Below are 21,697 nucleotides of genomic sequence, written 5' to 3' on the forward strand. Positions count from 1 at the left end.
GCCGGACCGGGCCGGGGCTCGAAGGTCCGGTTCCCCGTTCAATGCTTGTAACATTCGACGGAACAACGCCGGAGCGAGCGGACGGAGACGGGGCACGTGGTGACCGAGGCCGGCACGACCCCCGGATCCCAGTCCGCGCTGCGGGAGGCCAACCAACGGCGCGTCGTGGACGTGCTGCGCCGCGACGGAACCCGCACCCAGGCCGAACTGGCCCGTGCCACGGGGCTGTCGGCGGCCAGCGTCTCCAACATCGTGCGGGGCCTGCGCGCCGCCGGGACCGTGTCCGTGCGCGACACCTCCTCCAACGGCCGCCGGGCCCGGGCCGTCACCCTCCTCAGGCCGCCGGGCACCGTCGTGGCCGTGGACTTCGGCGACGACCGGATCCGTGTGGCGGTCGGTGACAGCGAAGGCAACGTGCTGGCCCGCGAGGCGATCGCCTACGAGGTGGCCGTCGACGCCGGGAGGGCCGTGCGCCGGGCCGCCTGGCTGACCGAGACCGCCCTGCTGGGCGCCCGGATCGACCTGGGCACGGTCACCTCCGTGGTGGCCTCCGTCCCGGGGCCGATCGCGCCCGGGACCGGCGAGGTCGGCGCCATCTCCTGCCTGCCCCGGTGGGCGGGGTTCCGCCCCGCGGAGGCGCTGGGGGAGCGGCTCGGCGTGCCGGTGCTGGCCGAGAACGACGCCAACCTCGCGGTGGTGGCCGAACGGGAGCTGGGCGCCGCCCGTGGGGCCGACCACGTCATCCACCTGATCCTCGGGGAGGGCGTGGGCGCGGGCATCGTCATGTCCGGTCGACTCTTCCGGGGCGCGGGCGGTACGGCGGGCGAGATCGGGCACATCGGCCTGGACCCGCGCGGCCAGGTCTGCCGCTGCGGCAACCGGGGCTGCCTGGAGACCTTCGTGGGTACCGGGTACCTGCTGAACATGCTGCCCCGGACCCACGACCTCGCCGCCAGCACGGACCGGGCCCTGCTGCGGGAGATGGTCGCCTCCGCGCGGGAGGGAGACCCCGGCAGCCGCCGCATCGTCGCGGAGGCGGGGAGCGCCCTGGGGCAGGGGGTGGCGATCATGGCCAACCTGTTCAACCCGGACCGCGTGGTGGTCGGCGGCGACCTGGCCGAGGCGGGGGACCTGCTGCTGGTGCCCATGCGCAGGTCGATGGAGCTGGGAACCCTGGGCGGCGCCCTGGCCCAGCTCGAACTGGGGACCAGTGCCCTGGGCGAGGACGCGTCCATCCGTGGCGCGCTGCTCACGGCCGCGCACAGCCTGAGCTGAACCCGGACCTCTCGGCCGCGCCCCGAGGGCGCCCGTCCCGAGGTTTCCGACCCTCCCGTACGGTGTTCACCTTGGCGGCAAGCGTCCTGGCCTGCGTCGATGCTGATTTAACCTTGTGAACTCAAGACTCGTGATGTTTCGGTTATGTGTTCAACAGTTGACGACAAGGTGGACGCGGGGTTCTACTTCACACCATCGATCGCGCATTCTCATCCGCGCTGGTTCCGCAAGAGAGGCCCCCCGCGTTGACCACGAGACGCTCCCCACACCGTCGCCCCACCGCACCCCTGGGCGTCGCCGCCGCCGGTGCGGCCCTGGCCCTGTTCGCCACCGCCTGCGGTTCGCTCACCACGGACGACTCCGCCGGTGAGACCCAGACCCACAGCATCGAGGAGGGATTCCACGTCGGCCTGCTGCTCCCCGAGCTCCAGACCGCCCGCTACGAGGCCTTCGACAAGCCGTACTTCGAGGAGGCGCTGACGGACCTCTGTCCCAACTGCGAGCTCTCGTACGCCAACGCCGACCAGGACGTCGACGAACAGCAGACCCAGGCCCAGGCGATGCTGACCGCCGGGGTCGACGTGCTCGTGCTCGGGGCCGTCGACTCCGAGGCCGCCGCCGGAACCGTGAACGAGGCACGCGGCCAGGGGGTGCCCGTGGTGGCCTACGACCGCCTCGCCCAGGGCGGTGTCGACATGTACGTCTCCTTCGACAACTTCCGGGTCGGTCAGGTCCAGGCCGAGGCCCTGCTGGGCGCCCTCGAACAGGAGGGGACCGCCGGTGACGGCCAGATCGTCATGATCAACGGCTCACCGACCGACCCCAACGCGGGCGACTTCAAGGCGGGCGCCCACGAGATCTTCGAGGGCCAGGTCGAGATCGGCCAGGAGTTCGACACCCCCGACTGGTCACCGGACGAGGCCAACAGCCAGATGGAGGGCGCCATCACCTCCCTCGGCCTGGACGAGATCGTCGGCGTCTACTCGGCCAACGACGGCATGGCGGCGGGCATCATCTCCGCCCTGCGCAGCGCCGGGGTCTCCGTCGACGACCTCCCGCCCGTCACCGGACAGGACGCCGAGCTGCACGGCATCCAGCGGATCGTCTCCGGCGAGCAGTACATGACCGTCTACAAGGCCATCCGCCCCGAGGCCGAGATCGCCGCCGCCATGGCCGTCTCCCTGGCCACCGGCGACGACCTCGAAGCGGGTGAGCACAGCGTCACCGAGGTCGAGGACGCGGATGGCGAGAAGGTCGACTCCGTCCTGCTCGACCCCGTCGCGGTCACCGTCGACGACATCGCGGACACGGTCGTCTCCGACGGCTTCTACACCATCGAGCAGATCTGCACCGACGACTACGCCGACTTCGACTTCTGCAAGGAAGCCCTCTAGCCAGATCCGACGTCCGGGCCGCCCCGCTGCCGGAGGCGGCCCGGACGCGACGCCCCGCGAGGGCCGGGCCGCGTGGAGCGACCGGCCCCGTCCCGCCGGGGCGAGAGAGAGAAACAGGCACATGAGCACACCCGTCCTGGAACTGTCCGGGATCTCCAAGACCTTCGGGGCCGTCAAGGCCCTCTCCGAGGTCGACTTCCAGGTCGACCCGGGGGAGGTGGTCGCCCTGCTCGGGGACAACGGCGCGGGCAAGTCGACCCTCGTCAAGGTCATCGCCGGAGCGCACCCGGCCGACAGCGGCGGCACCGTCCTCTGGGACGGCACGCCGGTCACCATCGGGGCGCCCGCCGACGCCCAACGCCTCGGGATCGCCACCATCTACCAGGACCTCGCCCTCTGCGACAACCTGGACATCGTCGGCAACCTCTTCCTGGGCAACGAGCGCCTCCACTTCCCCGGCACCCTCGACGAGGTCGAGATGGAACGGCGGGCCGTGGAGCTCCTCGACTCCCTGTCGGTGAGCATCCCCGACCTGCGGATCCCCGTCGCCGCCCTCTCCGGCGGGCAGCGGCAGATCATCGCCATCGCCCGGTCCCTGCTGGGCCAGCCCCGCGTCGTCATGCTCGACGAACCCACCGCCGCGCTGGGCGTCGCCCAGACCGCCCAGGTCCTCGACCTCATCGAGCGCCTGCGCGACCAGGGGCTGGGGGTCGTCCTGATCAGCCACAACATGGCCGACGTCCGTGCCGTCGCGGACCGTGCCGTCGTGCTCCGCCTCGGCCGCAACGCGGGCGACTTCCCCATCGCCTCGACCAGCTACGAGGAGATCGTGGCCGCCATCACCGGTGCCTCCGACAACCCGGTGACCCGTCGATCCACCCGTACCGGCTCATCGGCCACGGCCACGAAGGACAAGGAATGAGCCAGCAGACACACACCTCCCAGGACGGCGACACGTCCGTGACGGCGAGCGAACCCCGGCGCGACCCCCGCCTGCTGGCCACCGTCGCCTCGCCCGGCGGATGGCTCAGGGCCCTGCGACGCAACCTCAGGGGAGGGGAGCTCGGCGCGGCGCCGGTCATCGTCGGCCTCCTGCTGATCGCCGTCGTCTTCCAGTCGATGAACGACCGGTTCCTGTCCCCGCAGAACCTGTCGAACCTGACCGTGCAGATCGCCGCGATCGGCCTCATGACCACAGGCGTCATCATGGTCCTGCTGCTCGGTGAGATCGACCTGTCCATCGGATCGGTGGCGGGACTGTCCGCCGGGGTCCTGGCGGTCCTCGCGGTCCGGCACGGCTGGTCCGAGTGGGCGGCGGTCGGAGCGGCCGTGGCCGTCGGCCTCCTCGTGGGTCTGCTCCACGGGTTCGTCTTCGCGAAGATGGGCGTACCGGCCTTCGTGGTCACCCTCGCCGGGCTGCTCGGCTGGCAGGGTGTGCACCTCTACCTCATGGGCGGCGACGGGAGCATCAACACCAGCTCCAGCGGCGCCATCGCGATGCTCACCCAGACCTACTTCGTCCCGGTGGTGGGCTGGTTCCTGGTCCTGCTCGCCGTGGGCCTCTACCTGCTGTCGGTCCTGGTGGTCGAGGGCAGACGCCGCTCGGCGGGCCTGCCGTACAAGCCCCTGGCCGAGGTGCTGTTCCGCACCCTCCTGCTCTCCCTGCCGCTGGCGGGCGGCGTGTGGGTCCTCAACCAGTACAAGGGCGTACCGCTCGCCTTCCTCATCTTCGTGGGCTTCGTGGTGGTGCTGGACCTGGTGCTGCGCAAGACCCGCTACGGCCGCATGGTCTACGCCGTGGGCGGCAGCTCCGAGGCGGCGCGCCGGGCCGGGATCAACGTGGACCTGATCCGGATCTCCGTCTTCGGGATCGCCTCCACCCTGGCCGCGCTCGGCGGCGTCATGCTGGTCTCCCGCAACTTCGCGGCCAGCGTCTCCACGGGCGGCGGCGCCGAACTGATGATGGCCATCGCGGCGGCCGTGATCGGCGGCACGAGCCTGTTCGGCGGGCGGGGGAACGCCTACTCGGCCCTGCTCGGCGGCCTGGTGCTGGGTGCCATCACCTCGGGTCTGCTGCTGCTCCAGATGGACACCTCGGTGCGTTTCATGATCACGGCGGCGGTCCTGCTGATCGCGGTCGTGCTCGACGCCGTCTCCCGTCGCGGACGCAGGACCCACGCCAGGGGCGGCGCCTAGCCTTCCCCCCAGCGCGGCGGCCGTCCTCCCCGGCCGTTCGCGGGGCCCGGGCCGGTTCCCACTCCCACCGGTCTGGGCCCTCCCACGTGCGCGAAGTGTGCGAGGTGCGTCGCTATGGAGGCGACGTCGTCCCATCTCCCTATCTCCTAATCCCGATCGGCCAGAGGGGGATATACCGTCGTCCCCTCATGTTCGCTGATCTCCTCACACCCACGCCCCACACCCTGTTCGGGCAGATCGACGCCTGGGTCTTCCTCCTGACCGCGGCCACCGCCGTCCTCGCCGGGGCGGCCGTCCAGAGCATGGTCGGGCTCGGCCTCGGTCTGGTCGCCGCCCCGGTGATCTCCTTCCTCGACCCCACACTCATGCCCGGCTCCCTCCTGATCGCCGTGATCGTCCTGCCGATGCTCACCCTCGTCCAGGAGTGGCGCCACGTGGACTGGCGCGGCCTCGCCTGGGGGCTGCCCGCCCGCGTTCCGGGAACCGTACTGGCGGTGTGGGTCGTGGCGGTCCTCGAACCCCGCGCCCTCGCGGCGGTGGTCGGCGTCATGGTGCTCGTGGCCGTCGCCCTGACCGTGCGGTCCTTCCGGGTGCGCATCACCCCGGTCTCCCTGGTCACGGCGGGCACCCTCTCGGGGTTCGCGGGCACCGCCACCTCGGTGGGCGGACCGCCCATGGCGCTGCTCTACCAGCACGAACCGCCGGAGCGCGTGCGCGCCACCCTGGCCGCGTTCTTCCTGCTCGGCGGTGCCCTCTCCCTGGTGTCCCTCGGAATCGGCGGGCAGTTGGACGCCCGTACCGCCGCGGCCGGGGTCGCCGCCATCCCCTGCGTGGGCCTGGGGTTCCTCGTCGGAAACCGGATCCGCCGGTGGGTCGACCCGGGGCTGATGCGCAGGGCCCTGCTGTGTGTGGTGACCGTCTCCGCGATCGGCCTCCTCGCACAGGCCGCGCTCGGCTAACCTCGGCCACTCGGGCCGTATCAGGTAAACCCGCTCCCAAGAGGGAGTAATCTACGCCGAAACCTCCGAGGCGGGTGCGGGCCCCGGCGGTGTCCTCCGCAAGGGCCACACCCTTGTGCCGGGGGTACCGTCAGATCCGTAGCCTCGGGGGGACGCCGGGTGTGACCCGCGGGCGAAGGCCCATAAACTCGGGTACGTATACCTGTCGGTAGCCATGTCCGGCCCACGTCAGGGGCCGGAGCGGCAAACGTAACGTGGACACGCTGGACGAGGGGACTGACGAGACAGTGACACTGTTCGAGTCGATACACAATCCGGAAGCGCTCAAGAAGCTCCCGGCCGACCAGCTCCCTGTGCTGGCCCGGGAGATCAGGGACTTCCTGGTCGACTCCTGCTCCCAGACAGGGGGGCACCTCGGTCCCAGTCTCGGCGTCGTCGAGCTGAGCATCGCGCTGCACCGGGTCTTCGACTCACCGAAGGACCCCATTCTCTTCGACACCGGCCACCAGGCCTACGCGCACAAGGTCCTCACCGGCCGCCACGACTTCAGCGACCTGAAGTCCGAGGGCGGCCTGTCCGGCTACCCCTCCCGCGCCGAGTCCGAGCACGACTTCATCGAGAACTCCCACGCCTCCACCTCGCTGTCGTACGCCGACGGCATGGCCAAGGCCAACGAGGTCCAGGGCCGTACCGACCGGACCGTGGTCGCCGTCATCGGGGACGGCGCCCTCACCGGCGGCATGGCCTGGGAGGCCCTGAACAACATCGCGGAGAAGCGGAACCGGCGCCTGGTCATCGTCGTCAACGACAACGGCCGCTCCTACTCGCCCACGATGGGCGGCCTGGCGGACCACCTCTCCTCGCTGCGCATGACCCCCGGCTACGAGCAGGCGCTGGACCTGGCCAAGAACACCCTCAACCGCACCCCGGTGGTCGGCCAGCCCCTCTACGAGGCCCTGCACGGCCTCAAGAAGGGCCTCAAGGACACCATCCAGCCGCAGATGATGTTCGAGGACCTGGGGCTGAAGTACCTGGGCCCCATCGACGGCCACGACGAGCCCGCCGTGGAGAAGGCCCTGCGCCGGGCCCGCGACTTCGGCGGACCGGTGATCGTCCACGTCATCACCCAGAAGGGCAAGGGGTACGCCCCGGCCGAGAACCACGACGAGGACCAGTTCCACGCCCCCGGCCCCTTCGACATCGACACCGGTGAGGCCAAGCCCGGCCCCAAGGTCGAGAAGTGGACGTCGGTCTTCGCCGACACCATGGTGGAGCTGGGCCGCGAGCGCGAGGACATCGTCGGCATCACCGCCGCGATGCTCCACCCGACCGGTCTGAACAAGTTCGCGGACGCCTACCCCGACCGCGTCTTCGACGTCGGGATCGCGGAGCAGCACGCCGCCACCGCCGCCACCGGCATGGCGATGAACGGCCTGCACCCGGTGGTCGCCGTCTACGCGACCTTCCTCAACCGCTGTTTCGACCAGGTGCTCATGGACGCCGCCCTGCACCGCCAGGGCGTCACCTTCTGCCTGGACCGCGCGGGCGTCACCGGCAACGACGGCGCCAGCCACAACGGCATGTGGGACATGTCCATCCTCCAGGTCGTCCCCGGACTCCGCCTGGCCGCCCCGCGTGACGCCGTCCGCATGCGCGCCCTGCTGCGCGAGGCCGTGGCCGTGGAGGACGCCCCCACCGTCGTGCGCTACCCCAAGGGCGCCGTCGCCGAGGAACTGCCCGAGATCGGCAAGGTCGGCCGCATGGACCTGCTGCGCCGCGCCACCGACGGCGGTCACGGCAAGGACCTGCTCATCGTCGGGGTGGGCACCATGGCCCAGGTCGCCTGTGAGGTGGCCGACCGCATGGCCGACCAGGGCATCGGCGTCACGGTGATCGACCCGCGCTGGGTCAAGCCGCTGGACGAGGCCCTGGTGGCCGAGGCCGCCGAGCACTCCGTGGTCGCGGTCGTGGAGGACAACGGCCGTACCGGCGCCGTCGGGGACGCCGTGGCCCGCCTGCTGCGCGACCACGAGGTGGACGTGCCCGTGCGGACCTTCGGCATCGAGCAGGAGTTCCTCGACCACGCCAAGCGCGACCGCATCCTCCAGCAGCAGGGCCTGACCCCGCAGGAACTGTCCCGCAAGCTCACCGAGACCGTGTCCCGGTACGGCGAGCGCGGCGGCCGACACCCCGAACTGGCCGACGAGAAGGCCTGATCCACACCATTCTGGCAGCACCGGAACCGCCTCCGGTGCTGCCAGAATGGGTGCATGACCGACCAGCCCAGCCCGCAGGACGAGACTCCGCTCAGGGTGGCCGTGATCGGCTCCGGCCCGGCCGGGGTCTACGCCGCCGACGCCCTCACCCGCCAGCGCCGCGTGCCGGTCCGGGTGGACATCGTGGACCGGCTGCCCACCCCCTACGGCCTGGTCCGCTACGGGGTGGCGCCCGACCACACCAAGATCAAGGGCGTGGCGCGGACGCTGCGCAGGGTTCTGGAGCACCCGCACGTGCGGTTCGTCGGCGGCGTCGAGTTCGGCACCGACCTCACCCGCGCCGACCTGGCCCGGTCCCACCACGCCGTCGTCTACGCGACCGGGGCCAGCGTGGACCGGCGCATGGGCGTGGCCGGTGAGGATCTGCCCGGCAGCGTCGCCGCGACCGACTTCGTCAACTGGTACTGCGGCCACCCCGACAACACGTGGAACGACTTCTCCCTCGACGCCGAGGAGGTCGCGGTCGTCGGGGCGGGCAACGTGGCCCTCGACGTGGTCCGTGTCCTGGCCAAGACCGCCGACGAGCTCCGGCACACGGACGTTCCCGAGGCCGTGCTGGAGGTGTTCGCCGCCAGCCGCGTGCGCAGGATCCACCTCCTGGCCCGCCGGGGCCCGCTCCAGGCCAAGTTCACCGCGCCCGAACTCCGTGACCTGCTGGACCTCCCCGGCGCGGACATCGTGGTGCGCCCCGAACAGGTGGACATCGACCTGACCGAGATCGGGGCCGACCGCCCCGGGCTGCGCGACGTGTCCCGGGCGGCGCGCACCAACCTCAGGCTGCTGCGCGAACAGGCCGAGCGCGCCCCAGAGGGGCGCCCGCGCCGCGTGGAACTGCACTTCTGGTCCCGACCCGTGGAGATCCTGGGTGAGGACCGCGTGCGGGGCCTACGGGTCGAGCGCACCCGGCTCACCCCGGAGGGACACCTGGAGGGGACCGGTGAGCACGAGGTGCTGGACGTCGGTATGGTGCTGCGCTCGGTCGGGTACGCCGGAGTGCCCCTCGAAGGTGTGCCCTTCGACTCCGGCGCGAGGACCGTGCCGCACGAGGAGGGCCGGGTGCTGGACGCCGGGGGAGCACCGGTGCCGGGTAACTACGTGGCGGGGTGGATCAAGCGGGGCGCCAGCGGGGTGATCGGCACGAACAAGTCCGACGCCGCCGGGACCGTCCGCGCGCTGCTGGAGGACGCCCCCGGCCTGCGTGACGCGGTCCCCGAACCCGTGGCCCTGGAACGGGTGCTGGACGACCGGGGGCTGCGGCACAGCGACTACGAGGGCTGGCTGCGCATCGACACCGCCGAGGCCGACCAGGCCGCGGACCTGGAGCGGGGGGAACGCGTGAAGTTCCGGGACTGGGAGGCCTACCGGCGGATCCTCGGACAGGGCTGAGGTCAGGTCACGTCCCCGGCGGCCGCGTCGTAGGTGTTGCACCCGCCCACGGTCGGGCTGGTGTACCCGGACTCCAGCCAGTACGCCCGGTTGGCCGCGCTGCCGTGGGTGTCGAGGTCACCGCCGCCGTTGAAGTGGAGGTTGACCACGTCCAGGGAGTCGCCCCCGGGGTCCGTGAGGCCGCGCAGCCCGATCCCGGCCATGCACTCGGCCTGGAGTTCGGTGCGGCGCAGGGTGTCCAGCTCGTCGGCCTCGCTGCCCGCGCTGCGGCGGAGGTCGTGGGAGATGGTCAGGATGCCGGTGGCGTACTGCACGTGGTGGGCGTACTCGTGGCCCATCAGCGCGAGCCACACGTCCGCCTGGTGGGTGTCGGGGATCTGCTCGCCGACCTGGCGCACGTTGGGCAGGACCACGGTGATGAGGCCCCGGTCGCTCTCGTAGTAGGCCAGGGTGAAGGAGTCCTCGCTGTCCGTCTCCAGGGCCTCGTCGGTGACGGTGATCTCGGGTAGTTCGGGGTCCAGGCGGAGTTCGTCCATGACCGGCGCCCACAGTTCGTTCAGGCAGGTCCCGGCCTCGTTGGCGAACGCCTCCCAGGAGTCGTCCGAGTCGGTGCGCAGCTCCGGCAGGCCGCAGTCGACCGACTCGGGCATGGCGACGCCGTAGAGCGGGTGGTCGACGATGTCGACCTCCGCCGGGTGCGGCTGGGCGTGCAGGGAGGTGTCGTAGAACGCGGACAGGTCGGTCCCGCCCGTGGAGACGTCCTCCTGCGGGGTGTTCACCACGATGACGACGCTGGCGACGAGCGCGACCAGGGCGACCGAGGCCGCCGAGAACGCCGCCACCAGCACGGCTCTGCCCCGGTCCCGGCGCGGCGGCGGGTACGTCCCCCACTGCGGCTGCGGGTGGTACGTCGGCACGTGTGCCGGGGGCTGCCCCTGGGCCCACGAGGGCGCGGGCGCCTGGTACCCCTGCGGGGCGTGCGGCGGCCGAGGAGGTCCCCACGCCACGTTCGTCCGGGGGCCCCGGGGCGGGTTCGCGCCGGGGACGGGCTGGGGGAGACCCCACTGCCGCCCTCGCGCCGTGTGCGGCGCCTGAGCGCCGAACTGGTGCCCCTGTGACCCGTGTGCCGCCTGCTGCCCGTGTGGCCCCTGCGCAGCAGGGGACGCGTGAGGACCAGGGGCCTGCGCGTGCGGCGGTCCCTGTGGCGGGTTCGCTTGTGAGGTGTGTGTGGGACTCGCCTGGGGCTGTCCCGGCTGCGGCTCCAGCGGAGCGTGCGGCCCCTGTGACCCCTGTGGGCTTTGCGGTGCCTGAGGCCCGTGTGCGGCCTGTTGTCCGTGTGGCGCCTGCGGGGCAGGTGAAGCCTGATACTCCTGAGCCGGATTCGCTGCCTGTGGGGCCTGAGGGCCGGGGACGTGTGGGTGCGGGGGAGTGGCGGGCGGTGGGCCCTGGGGAAGCCCCTGGGGTCTCTGGGGGCCCGGAGGACCTTGCGGGACGTGCGGCGGCTGAGGCCCTTGGTGCGGGTTGGGCGGATGGGCCTGCGGGGACACGGGCCCTGTGTGTGGCGTCCGAGCTGCCTGGGGTGCGGACGGGTCCGGCTCCGGGTCCTGCGGGAACTGTGCCTCGGGTGCCCAGGGGCTCGGGGCGTCGTGGCGGGACGTGTCCGGGTCTTCGGGCGGACGCTGTTGGGCACCGGTCCGCTCCGGGTGGGGAGGATTCTCCCCGGGCTGGTCAGCTCCGGTTCGGTTCTCCACGGGATCGTCCTCGTCGTCGCGCCTACACGGGAACGGCATGCCGGATTCGTACCCACGAATCCGGCAATTGCCGCAGACCTCCAGTATGGGGCTTGAACGAACGGGTCCCGGTCAGGCTCCCCCCGCCTCACTGGGTGCGGAATAGCGAACCCCGAGGTCCTTCGCCATGTTCTGCAGCTCGGACTCGAAGAACGGTTCCATGTCCCCGACCACGAAACTCAGATGTTGGAACACCTCCATACAGACCACGCCATACAGGCGCACCCAGCACGCGGTGAGGACCATGACGGCGCCCTCGGAGATGTCGGGCGAGGTGAATCCGACGGAGTCGGCGAAGGAACGCAGCTCCGGGCGGAGCGCGTCCGGGATCTCCTCGTCCGTCGGCAACGGGAAGCGCTCCTCCGAGACCAGGCGGTCGAAGAGGGTGAAGAAGGTGGAACCGAAACGGCGGCCCGCCTCCAGGGCACGGGTGATGTCGGCTTCGGGGTCCAGTCGGGTCCTCGGCCCGAACATCACCGAGAACTCGGCCTGGTGGGTGATGGCCCAGTTCCGGAAGGCGCGCAGGGAGACGAGGATGCGGCCGTCAGTGTCCTCCACGGGCATGCTGGCGTCGGCGGCGGCCACCACGTCGGCCAGTTCCTCGTACATCTCCGCCGTGATCATCACGAGCAGGGCGTCGATCCCGGGCACGTAGCGGTACAGGCCGGGGGCGGTCATGCCCATCTCACGGGCGATCGCGCGCAGGGAGACCCCGACGACCCCGAACTCCACGAGGTGTCTGCGGGCGATCTCCTTGATCTCGGAGAGTGTGGCCTCGCGCACACGCTCGCGGCGGCTCAGGGTGCCCCCGGTCCGATGGTCGCTTGTGACCGGCGGTTTCGTCATGTGCTGCGGTACACCCCGTCTCACGCGCCAGGGTCGAGGCGCTTCGGTTGTCTCGGTGATGTTGACATCGTAATGCCTGCACGCTTAAGTGAACACCGTTAGCAAACAGTGTTCACGAACATGACGAGCGTTCGCTTGAAAGGGCGGCCCATGCCGACACACACGGGGTTCTTCGGCCGACTGGGGCTCGGCGCCCACCGGGGCCGATGGTGGATCCTGGCCCTCACGGGACTCTTCGCGGCCTTCTCCGTGGTGTGGGGCCTCGGCGTCTTCTCGGACGTCAGCCAGAGCGGGTTCGAGGACCCGGGCTCGGAGTCCTCGCGGGCCATGGACGTGCTCCAGGAGGAGCTCGGACACGACGACATCGACATCATCGCGGTCTACCGCAGCGACGAGATGCGGGTGGACAACCCGACCTTCGCCCAGGCCGTGCAGCGGATCACCGACGGCCTGCCCGAGGAGGTCGCCGGATACGAGCTGTACCTGGACGAGGACCTCTCGGAGGTCGAGCGCGGCATGCTCGTGTCCGAGGATATGCACGCGACCTACGTGCCGGTCACCCTGACGGGCGAGACGCACGAGGAGCGCCTGCACCAGTACGAGGCCACGGCGCGCGCCCTGGAGTCCGGCCCGTTGGAGACCCACCTGGGCGGCCCCATCGCGGTCGAGCACGAACTCTCCGAGACGGCGGAGAGCGACATCATCCGCGCCGAGCTCATCACGCTCCCGGTCCTGCTCCTGCTGCTGGTCCTGATCTTCGGCGGGCTGGTCGCCGGTCTCGTACCGCTCGCCGTCGGCGGCCTGGCGATCCTCGGGTCCCTCACCGTCCTGCGCGCGCTCACCTCCGTGACCGAGGTGTCGGTCTTCGCCATCAACGTCGCCACCCTCCTCGGCCTGGGGCTGGCGATCGACTACGGCCTGTTCATGGTCAGCCGCTTCCGTGAGGAGCTGGGACGCGGGCGCACCGTCCCCGACGCGGTCCGCCGCACGGTGGACACCGCCGGTCGTACCGTCGCCTTCTCCGGGGTGACCGTGGGCATCGCCTTCGCGGGCCTGCTGTTCTTCCCGCAGCCCATCCTCAAATCCATCGGTTTCGGCGGCATCGCCGTGGTGGCCTTCGACCTGATCGCCGCCCTGGTCTTCCTGCCCGCCCTGATGGCCGTGGTGGGACGCCGGATCGACCGTCTCGCACTCCCGCTGCCGCGCCGGACCGTGACGGGTGTGATCGACGAGAACGCGGGGGCCTGGGCGAGGTTCGCCCGCACCGTGATGCGGGGCCCCGCCGTGTCCCTGGTCGCCGTCGGCTGCGTGCTGGTGGCCTTCAGCTCCGGGCTCGCCTCAACCCAGTTCGGCGCCACCGACCAGCGCTACCTGCCCGCCGACGCCTCCAGCAGGGTCGGTACCGAGGCCATGGCGGAGGACTTCCCCGCCGGGCAGGTCGGCAGGCTGCACGTGGCGGTGCTCGGTGACAGTGGCGAGGAGGCGGTCGAGGAGTACGTGGAGCGCCTCGACGCCCTGCCCGGCGCGGTCCGCACGAGTGTCGCCCGGGCGGAGGAGGGCGTCGCGCACGTGGAGGTCGCCTACCAGGGCGCCACGGACGACCCCGAGGTGCAGCGGCTGGTGCGTGACGTGCGCGCCGAACCCGGTCCCGAGGGCGCCGAGGAGACCCTCGTGGGCGGTGTGGCCGCCATGCAGCTGGACAACCTGGACGCGATCGTCCAGGAGGCCCCGAAGACGGTCGCGTTCATCATCGGTTCCACGCTGGTGCTGCTCTTCCTGGCCTTCGGCTCCGTGGTGCTGCCCGTCAAGGCGGTCCTCATGGGCGCGCTGTCCCTGGGCGCCTCGCTCGGCGTGGTGATCTGGGGCTTCCAGGAGGGGTTCTTCGCCGGGCTGCTCGGGTTCGACCCGGTCGGCACCATCGATCCCACGTACCTGGTGCTCATCATGATCGTCTCCTTCGGGCTGGCGATGGACTACGAGCTCTTCCTGCTCAGCCGGGTGCGTGAGGAGTACCTGCGCAGTGGCGACAACACCCGATCAGTGGCCCTGGGGCTTCAGCGCACCGGCCGGATCATCACCAGCGCCGCCCTGTTGCTGGGCGTGGTGCTCGTGGCGATGGGCACCTCGGGGCTGCTCTTCCTGAAGATCATCGGAATCGGACTCGCGCTCGCGGTGCTGGTCGACGCCACCCTGGTGCGCGCGGTCATGGTGCCCGCCACCATGCGTCTGCTCGGTGACTGGAACTGGTGGCTGCCGCGCCCGCTGCGGTGGTTGCACGACCGGATCGGTATCTCGGAGGGCGGCGACGAGGAGGAATCCCCCGAGCTCAGCGAACGGCGGGAGCGGGTTCCCGCAGGGGTCTGACCCCGAACCCCGGAACCCCGCCCGGCCGCGTGCCGGGCGGGGTTCCGCGCGTGGTGGAGGCTTGCGTGAGGAGCGCCCGGGGTCATGACGTCTCCGAACGGCCGGGGCGGGGCCCACCAGCCCTCAGTCCTCGAAGAGCTCCTCGACCCGGCCGACACTCAGGCTGAGAGGCGTAAGGGCCCGGCTCCCCTCGGGGAGACCGGGCCCTTGGCGACCGGGGGCCTAGAAGGCCTTCGGGGCGCCCTCGTGGAACGGCTTGCCGTTCACCTCGGTGGACACGCCGACCTTGTCCAGGTACGGGGTGATACCGCCGGTGTGGAAGGGCCAGCCGGCGCCCGTGATCAGGCAGAGGTCGATGTCGGCGGCCTCGGCCACCACACCCTCGTCCAGCATGATCCGGATCTCCCTGGCCAGGGCGCGCAGGGCCCGGTCCAGGATCTCCTTCTCCTCGGACGGGGAGTCCCCGCCCTTGAGGAGCTCCTTCACCTCGGAGTCGATGGTCAGGTCCGGGGCGAAGATCGCCGTCTTACCCGCCTTGACCACGGCCTCCAGCTGCGGGGACACCGCGAAGCGCTCCGGGAACGCCTCGTGCAGGGTCTCCGCGACGTGCAGACCGACCGCCGGGCCGACCAGCTGGAGCAGCATCAGCGGCGACATCGGCAGACCCAGCGGCGCGACCGCGCGGTCAGCGACCTCGGGCTCCGTGCCCTCGCCCACGGCACCCAGCACCTCACCCATGAACAGGGTGAGCAGACGGTTGACGACGAACGCCGGGGCGTCCTTGCACAGGACCGAGGTCTTCTTCAGCTTCTTCGCCGTGGCGAACGCCGTGGCCAGCGAGGCGTCGTCGGTCCGGTCGCCGCGGACGATCTCCAGCAGCGGCAGGACGGCGACGGGGTTGAAGAAGTGGAAGCCCACGACCCGCTCGGGGTGCTGGAGCTTCGACGCCATCTCGGTGATGGACAGCGAGGAGGTGTTGGTGGCGAGGATCGCCTCGGGGGAGACCACGGCCTCCACCTCGGCGAACACCTGCTGCTTGACCTCCATCTTCTCGAAGACGGCCTCGATGACGAAGTCGGCGTCCGAGAAGGCGTCCTTGGTGAGCGAACCGGTGACCAGGGCCTTGAGGTGGTTGGCCTTGTCCTGGTTGACGCGCCCCTTCTTGAGGAGCTTGTCGACCTCACCGTGGACGTAGTCCACACCCTTGTTCAGACGGTCCTGGTCCAGGTCGGTCATGACGACCGGCACGTCCAGGCGGCGCGCGAACAGCAGGGCCAGCTGCCCGGCCATCAGACCGGCGCCGACGACGCCGACCTTGGTGACCTTGCGGGCCAGCGACTTGTCCGGCGCGCCCGCCGGGCGCTTGGCGCGCTTCTGCACGAGGTCGAAGGCGTACAGGCCGGCCTTGAGCTCGTCGCTCATGATGAGGTCCGCGAGCGCCTGGTCCTCGGTGTCGAAGCCCTCGTCACGGGTGGCGGTCTTGGCGGCGGCGACCAGCTCGACGGCGCGGGCCGGGGCCGGGGCGGCGCCGTGCAGCTTGCCCTCGACCACGAAGCGGGCCATGTTGACCGCGTTGTCCCAGGCCTCGCCCTTGTCGACCTCGGGGCGCTCCACGGTGACGTCGCCCTTGACGACCTTCGCGGCCCAGCGCAGGGACTCCTCGACGAAGTCGGCGGGCTCGAAGATCGCGTCCGCGATCCCCATCTCGAAGACCTGCTTGCCCTTGATCATCTTGTTCTGGGCGAGCGGGTTGTCGACGATCAGCTTGAGGGCCTTCTCGGCGCCGATCAGGTGGGGCAGCAGGTACGTGCCGCCCCAGCCGGGAACCAGGCCGAGGAAGGCCTCGGGGAGCGCGAAGGCCGGGACGCCCGAGGAGACGGTGCGGTACGAGCAGTGCAGCGCCACCTCGACGCCGCCGCCCATGGCCGCGCCGTTGACCAGCGCGAAGGTCGGCACGTCCAGTTCACCGAGCTTGCGGAACGTGTCGTGGCCCAGCTTGCCGATGGCCTCGGCCTGCTCGCGGGTCTGGATCGCGGGGACGCCCGTGAGGTCCGCGCCGACCGCGAAGATGAACGGCTTGCCGGTGACGGCCACGGCCACGATGTCGGTGCGCGCCTTGGCGGCCTCGATCGCGGCGTCCAGGCTGAGCAGGCCGCCGGGGCCGAAGGTGTTCGGCTTGGTGTGGTCGTGCCCGTTGTCCAGGGTGATCAGGACGGCGGTGCCAGCACCGTAGGGGAGCTCGACATCGCGGGAGATCGCGTTGGTGACGACCTCGTCCTTGAAAAGCTCGCGGGCCTCTTCGATGGCGGTGCTCACTTGCCCCCCTCGTAGTTGGTGTTCTCCCACAGGATGGTCCCGCCCATGCCCAGGCCCACGCACATGGTGGTGATGCCGTAGCGGACGTCGGGGCGCTCGGCGAACTGGCGCGCCAGCTGCATCATCAGGCGGCCGCCGGAGGAGGCCAGCGGGTGGCCGACCGCGATGGCGCCACCCCACGGGTTGACGCGGGCGTCGTCGTCGGCGATGCCGAAGTGCTCCAGGAAGGCGAGCACCTGGACGGCGAAGGCCTCGTTGATCTCGATCAGACCGACGTCGTCGATCGAGATGCCCTGGCGGGCGAACAGCTTCTCCGTGGCGGGGACCGGGCCCACACCCATGACCTCGGGCTCGACGCCGGTGAACGAGAAGTCGACCAGGCGCATCCTGGCGTCCAGGCCCAGCTCCTCGGCGACCTCCTCGGCCATGAGCAGCGTGCCGGTGGCGCCGTCGTTGAGGCCGGCGGCGTTGCCGGGCGTCACGTTGCCGTGCGCGCGGAACGGCGTCTTGAGACCGGCGAGCGACTCCATGGTGGTGCCGGGGCGCGGCGGCTCGTCCTGCGTGGCCAGGCCGAAGCCCTTCTCCGCCGAACGGACCAGGGTCTCGACCAGGTCGGGCTGGATCTTCCCGTCGGCGTAGGCCTTGGCGACCTTCTCCTGGCTGCGCACCGCGTAGGCGTCGGCGCGCTCCTTGGTGATGGTCGGGTACCGGTCGTGCAGGTTCTCGGCGGTGTTGCCCATGACCAGCGCGGACGGGTCGACCAGCTTCTCGGAGATGATGCGGGGGTTGGGGTCGACGCCCTCGCCCATGGGGTGGCGGCCCATGTGCTCGACGCCACCGGCGATCACGACGTCGTAGGCACCGAAGGCGATGCCCGCGCCCGCGGTGGTCGCGGCGGTGAGCGCGCCGGCGCACATGCGGTCGATGGAGTAACCGGGGACGCTGCGCGGCAGCCCGGCGAGGATCGCGGCGGTGCGCCCGAGCGTCAGGCCCTGGTCGCCGATCTGGGTGGTGGCGGCGATGGCGACCTCGTCGACGCGCTCCGGGGGCAGGCCCGGGTTGCGGCGCATCAGTTCGCGGATGACGCGGACGATCAGGTCGTCGGCGCGCGTCTCGGCGTAGAGGCCCTTGCCTGACTTGCCGAACGGGGTGCGGACCCCATCGACAAACACGACATCGCGGGCAGTTCGCGACACGATGGCCCCTCCTTCTCCAAGCGTTGGGTGGACTGTATGAGTCCATGCTACTCGCCAGTAACAAATAGTGCGAGCGGCGGGGCCCCTCACTTCCGAAGTCGGGGGAGGCCCCTACTTTCGGCGCTTGTGGACGCCCCGGCCGACGCGGTTCGCTGAGGGTGGATTCCGAACGAGGGGGACACGGGGACGACGATGCCACGACCGGACACGGAACACCAGGAACTGCTCAGAAAAGCGCCCAGGGCACCGCTGCGGCGACTGTGGGAGTACGCCCGCCCGCACTGGCGGGCGTTGGTCGCCGGAGGCGTCCTCACCTTCCTCGGCGGGATCACCGGCCTGGTCCAGCCGCTCATGGCCAAGTACGTGATCGACGCTCTGGGTAGCGGCGCGTCCGTCTCCGGGCCGATCCTCGTTTTGCTGGGCGTGGTGCTCGCGGGAGCCGTGATCGGGGCCCTCGGCGCCTTCGTCCTCGAACGCACCGGCCAGAGCGTCGTGCTCGGCGTGCGCCGCACCCTGGTGGGCCGACTCGTCCGACTGCGCGTGGGCGAACTCGACCGGCTCAGGCCGGGCGACCTCGTCTCCCGGCTCACCGCCGACACCACGCTGCTCAGATCCGTCGCCACCAGCGGTATCACCAACCTCTTCACCAGCGCGGTCCTGCTGGTGGGCGGCATCGTCGTCATGGGGGTGCTCAGCCCGCTCCTGCTCCTGATCACGCTGGGCATGATCGTGCTGGTCGGCCTCCTCATGGGGATCGTCCTGCCCAGGATCGGGCGTGCCACCCAGGCGGCGCAGGCCTCGCTCGGTGAGATGGGCTCCCTCCTGGAGCGGATCTTCGGCGCCTTCCGCACGGTCAAGGCCTCCTCCGCCGAACGGGCCGAGATCGCCCGACTCGACGAGTCCGCCGTGGAGTCCTGGCGCCGGGGCGTGTCCGTGGCCGGGTGGACCGCCCTGTCGGGCACGCTGTCCATGCTCACCGTCAACACGAGCTTCCTCGTGGTGCTGGGCGTCGGCGGCGGCATGGTGGCGGCGGGGACCATGAGCGTGTCCACGCTCATCGCCTTCCTGCTGCTGCTCTTCTACCTCATGGAACCCATCAGCACCCTCGTGCAGTCGGCCACCGAGCTCCAGACCGGGCTGGCCGCCATCCGCAGGATCGACGAGGTCACCGACCTCGACCAGGAGGACCCCGGACGGGCTCCTACCGAACCCGCCTCACCCCGACCGGCCGACGTCTCCCTCACCGACGTCACCTTCCGCTACCACCCCGACCTGCCCCTGGTACACCACGGGGTGAGCTTCGCGGCGTCGGGGCCCGGACTGACCGCCCTGGTCGGTCCCTCGGGGTCGGGAAAGACCACCGTCTTCTCCCTGATCGAACGCTTCTACGACGCCACCACCGGCACCGTGCGCCTGGACGGCACCGACGTCCGTGACTGGCCCCTGGAGGAGCTGCGCTCCCAGATCGGCTACGTGGAACAGGACGCCCCGGTCCTCGACGGCACCCTGCGCACCAACCTCACCATGGCCGCCCCGAACGCCACCGAGGAGCAGATCCAGGAGGTGATCCGCACCGCCCGCCTCACCGACCTGGTCCGGCGTCTGCCCGGCGGACTGGAGAACCCGATCGGCCACCGGGGCGTGACCATCTCCGGGGGCGAACGCCAGCGGGTGGCCATCGCCCGCGCCCTGCTCCGCCGTCCGCGCCTCCTCCTGATGGACGAGGCCACCTCCCAGCTGGACGCCGCCAACGAGGGGGCGCTCAGGGAGGTCATGCTGGCGGCGGCACACGACACCACCGTGATCGTCGTCGCGCACCGGCTCTCCACGGTCACCAGCGCCGAGCGGATCGTGGTCCTGGAGACCGGGCGGGTACGCGCGGTGGGAACCCACGCCGAACTGGTCGAACACGACTCCCTCTACCGGGACCTCGCCGCCGGTCAGCTCCTCGCGCCGGAGCCCGCGGGCACCGACGACTCCCGGGAGGAGCCCGCCGTGGTCAGTCTCCGAGAGTGAGGAAGGAGGAGGCGAAACGGTCGACGTTGAGGCGCAGGCGCTGGACGCGCTCCTCACGGGTGATGGTCTCCGCCGGCTGGATCAGCGCGGACTCCCGCCTGCCCCGCACGTACGACGGGCAGGCCAGGTCCGCGCACACGTACAGGCCGACCGTGTCGCCCTGGCGTCCGGCCTTGCCGGGCTTGGGGGCGCTGAACAGCCGGACGCCGCCCGCGGGGTGCACGGTCAGGCAGAACGAGCAGGTCATCGACTTGAAGAAGTTCGCCTTGCGGTTTCCCGTCGGGAGCCGCAGGGCGATCCCGAGCGGTTCCTCCCCGGACTCGATCACCAGGTAGGCGCGGCCCGGCGCCTTGGGGTCGGTCCACCCGAGGAAGTCCGTGTCCTCCCAGTCCAGGACCGGCAGGGTCGCGGGAAAGGACAACCGCTTGGTCTCGCCCTTGGGGCAGTTGACGAACGAGGAGCGGATCTCCTCGTGGCTCAGTTCGCGCATGGCTCTCTCCGGTGGACGGCGGTGACGACTGACGGATCATGCCAGGAGGGACGGGTGAGTGCGAGTCCTTTTCGCACGTGGGGCTCCTTCCCCCGAACCCCGTGCGCACACCCGCTCCACAGGGAGGGGCCGGGAACCCCCCAGGGAGTTCCCGGCCCCGGTGAGCTCGGGTGTGTCGCTCGTGTCAGAGGAGCGCGTTGGCCTCACGGTGGCGACCGGCGGAGTTGTAGGCGCCCGCCAGGTCGCGGCGCAGCCGCATGATGAGCCGTCTGACCTCCGGGTCGCCCGAGGAGTTGAGCGCCACCCTGTAGGCCTCGCGGAGCACCTCGACCGCGTCGTCCGTCCGGCCCGCCTGCGTGTAGGCGCGGCCCAGCCGGTGGTGCACCGTGAGCGTGTCCAGGTGGCCCTTGCCCAGGCGGCGACGGCGCCCGGCCAGCACCATGCGCAGCTGGGAGACGGCCTCCTCGTACCGGCCGGCCATGCTCTGCGCCGCGCTCAGGCCGAGCCGCAGCTCCTCGCGGCGCTCGGTGGAGGCGACGTCCTCGATGGCCCGCGCGTAGTGGGCCACGGCGGCGTCCACCCGTCCGCTGCGCCGGTAGCACACGGCCAGGCGCATGCGCGCCTCCACCGTGTCCTCGTCGGCCGGACCGAACTGGCTCTCCCGCTGACCGAGCAGGATCTCCCACTGGGCGGCGGCGTCGGCGGGGCAGCCCACGTCCTCCAGCGCCCAGGCGAGGTTCTCCCGGATGATCTCGGTCCGGGGGTGGTCCTCGCCGTAGACCGCGACGGCCTCGCCCAGGGCCAGCTCGAACTGCTGTACGGCGGCCTGCCGCCGACCCATCTGGGCGTACTTGGTGGCCAGGTTGTTCCGGGCGGTGATGGTGTCCGGGTGCTCGGTGCCGAGGCGCTCCACCAGGGACTGGAGGGTGCGCTCGAGCGAGGCCGCGCGCATCCCGGCCGTGGGCCCCTTGGCCACCGGGGCGGACGAACCCGTCCGCCGGGGCAGCGGCCGGTCCCCGGCATCGCTGGCCACCCTGCCCGCCGGGGCCGGTACCTGCTCAGGCACGGCGGCGGGCTCGAACTGATCATCAGAAGCGGGCATGGCGGCCTCGGTCGACTCGACCTCGGCAGAACGCGTCAACCCCGCCTCGCGTAGCAGCGCACGCCAGAACGACAAGCAGACTCACCACATT

General features: G+C 71.1%; 15 protein-coding genes. 9 read left to right on the forward strand and 6 right to left on the reverse strand.

What is annotated here, in order from left to right; all coding sequences use genetic code 11:
• Positions 1-99 precede the first annotated feature (99 nt).
• From ACFW3L_RS12665 to ACFW3L_RS12695, 7 genes are all read left to right on the forward strand, one after another.
• Complete coding sequence (locus tag ACFW3L_RS12665) at positions 100-1,275, forward strand: ROK family transcriptional regulator (RefSeq protein WP_378739773.1); 1,176 nt, start codon at positions 100-102, stop codon at positions 1,273-1,275.
• Between the two features lie 245 nt (positions 1,276-1,520).
• Complete coding sequence (locus tag ACFW3L_RS12670; RefSeq protein ID WP_378739539.1) at positions 1,521-2,669, forward strand: sugar ABC transporter substrate-binding protein; 1,149 nt, start codon at positions 1,521-1,523, stop codon at positions 2,667-2,669.
• Between the two features lie 121 nt (positions 2,670-2,790).
• The gene (locus tag ACFW3L_RS12675; protein WP_378739541.1) at positions 2,791-3,591 is read left to right on the forward strand and encodes an ATP-binding cassette domain-containing protein; all 801 of its coding nucleotides are present in this window, start codon (positions 2,791-2,793) and stop codon (positions 3,589-3,591) included.
• Complete coding sequence (locus ACFW3L_RS12680; protein ID WP_378739543.1) at positions 3,588-4,865, forward strand: sugar ABC transporter permease; 1,278 nt, start codon at positions 3,588-3,590, stop codon at positions 4,863-4,865. Before ACFW3L_RS12675 ends, ACFW3L_RS12680 begins: the two co-directional genes overlap by 4 nt.
• 188 nt (positions 4,866-5,053) lie before the next feature.
• Positions 5,054-5,824, forward strand: coding sequence for a sulfite exporter TauE/SafE family protein (locus ACFW3L_RS12685; protein WP_378739545.1), 771 nt, complete (start codon positions 5,054-5,056; stop codon positions 5,822-5,824).
• A 287-nt stretch (positions 5,825-6,111) separates the two neighbouring features.
• A complete protein-coding gene (gene dxs / locus ACFW3L_RS12690; RefSeq protein WP_378739547.1) occupies positions 6,112-8,040 on the forward strand; it encodes a 1-deoxy-D-xylulose-5-phosphate synthase in 1,929 nt (642 codons plus the stop codon).
• 54 nt (positions 8,041-8,094) lie between these two features.
• Entirely contained in the window at positions 8,095-9,486 is a 1,392-nt protein-coding gene (locus tag ACFW3L_RS12695) for an FAD-dependent oxidoreductase (protein ID WP_378739549.1), read from the forward strand.
• 2 nt (positions 9,487-9,488) lie between these two features.
• Here the strand turns inward: ACFW3L_RS12695 and ACFW3L_RS12700 are convergent, their stop codons facing one another.
• Positions 9,489-10,334, reverse strand: coding sequence for a neutral zinc metallopeptidase (locus ACFW3L_RS12700; protein WP_378739775.1), 846 nt, complete (start codon positions 10,332-10,334; stop codon positions 9,489-9,491).
• 1,014 nt (positions 10,335-11,348) lie between these two features.
• Positions 11,349-12,122 (reverse strand): TetR/AcrR family transcriptional regulator, encoded by a 774-nt coding sequence (locus ACFW3L_RS12705; RefSeq protein WP_378739551.1) that lies wholly within the window; start codon positions 12,120-12,122, stop codon positions 11,349-11,351.
• 150 nt (positions 12,123-12,272) lie between these two features.
• On the opposite strand from ACFW3L_RS12705, the gene ACFW3L_RS12710 reads away from it, so the two are divergent.
• On the forward strand, positions 12,273-14,486 hold the full coding sequence (locus tag ACFW3L_RS12710; protein ID WP_378739553.1) for an MMPL family transporter: 2,214 nt from the start codon (positions 12,273-12,275) through the stop codon (positions 14,484-14,486).
• A 222-nt stretch (positions 14,487-14,708) separates the two neighbouring features.
• On the opposite strand, the gene ACFW3L_RS12715 is transcribed toward ACFW3L_RS12710, so the two are convergent.
• Together ACFW3L_RS12715 and ACFW3L_RS12720 are read right to left on the reverse strand one after the other, a co-directional pair.
• Positions 14,709-16,802: a 3-hydroxyacyl-CoA dehydrogenase NAD-binding domain-containing protein gene (locus ACFW3L_RS12715; RefSeq protein WP_378739555.1), complete on the reverse strand. Its 2,094-nt coding sequence runs from the start codon at positions 16,800-16,802 to the stop codon at positions 14,709-14,711.
• Entirely contained in the window at positions 16,799-17,974 is a 1,176-nt protein-coding gene (locus ACFW3L_RS12720) for a thiolase family protein (protein WP_378739777.1), read from the reverse strand. Before ACFW3L_RS12720 ends, ACFW3L_RS12715 begins: the two co-directional genes overlap by 4 nt.
• A gap of 216 nt (positions 17,975-18,190) precedes the next feature.
• On the opposite strand from ACFW3L_RS12720, the gene ACFW3L_RS12725 reads away from it, so the two are divergent.
• Positions 18,191-20,014: an ABC transporter ATP-binding protein gene (locus tag ACFW3L_RS12725; protein ID WP_378739557.1), complete on the forward strand. Its 1,824-nt coding sequence runs from the start codon at positions 18,191-18,193 to the stop codon at positions 20,012-20,014.
• On the opposite strand, the gene ACFW3L_RS12730 is transcribed toward ACFW3L_RS12725, so the two are convergent.
• Positions 19,998-20,504, reverse strand: coding sequence for an FBP domain-containing protein (locus ACFW3L_RS12730; protein ID WP_378739559.1), 507 nt, complete (start codon positions 20,502-20,504; stop codon positions 19,998-20,000). The genes ACFW3L_RS12725 and ACFW3L_RS12730 overlap by 17 nt on opposite strands.
• A gap of 184 nt (positions 20,505-20,688) precedes the next feature.
• Complete coding sequence (locus ACFW3L_RS12735; RefSeq protein ID WP_378739561.1) at positions 20,689-21,681, reverse strand: tetratricopeptide repeat protein; 993 nt, start codon at positions 21,679-21,681, stop codon at positions 20,689-20,691.
• Positions 21,682-21,697: the final 16 nt, after the last annotated feature.

Source organism: Nocardiopsis sp. NPDC058789, assembly GCF_042745575.1.
Lineage (GTDB): Bacteria > Actinomycetota > Actinomycetes > Streptosporangiales > Streptosporangiaceae > Nocardiopsis > Nocardiopsis eucommiae.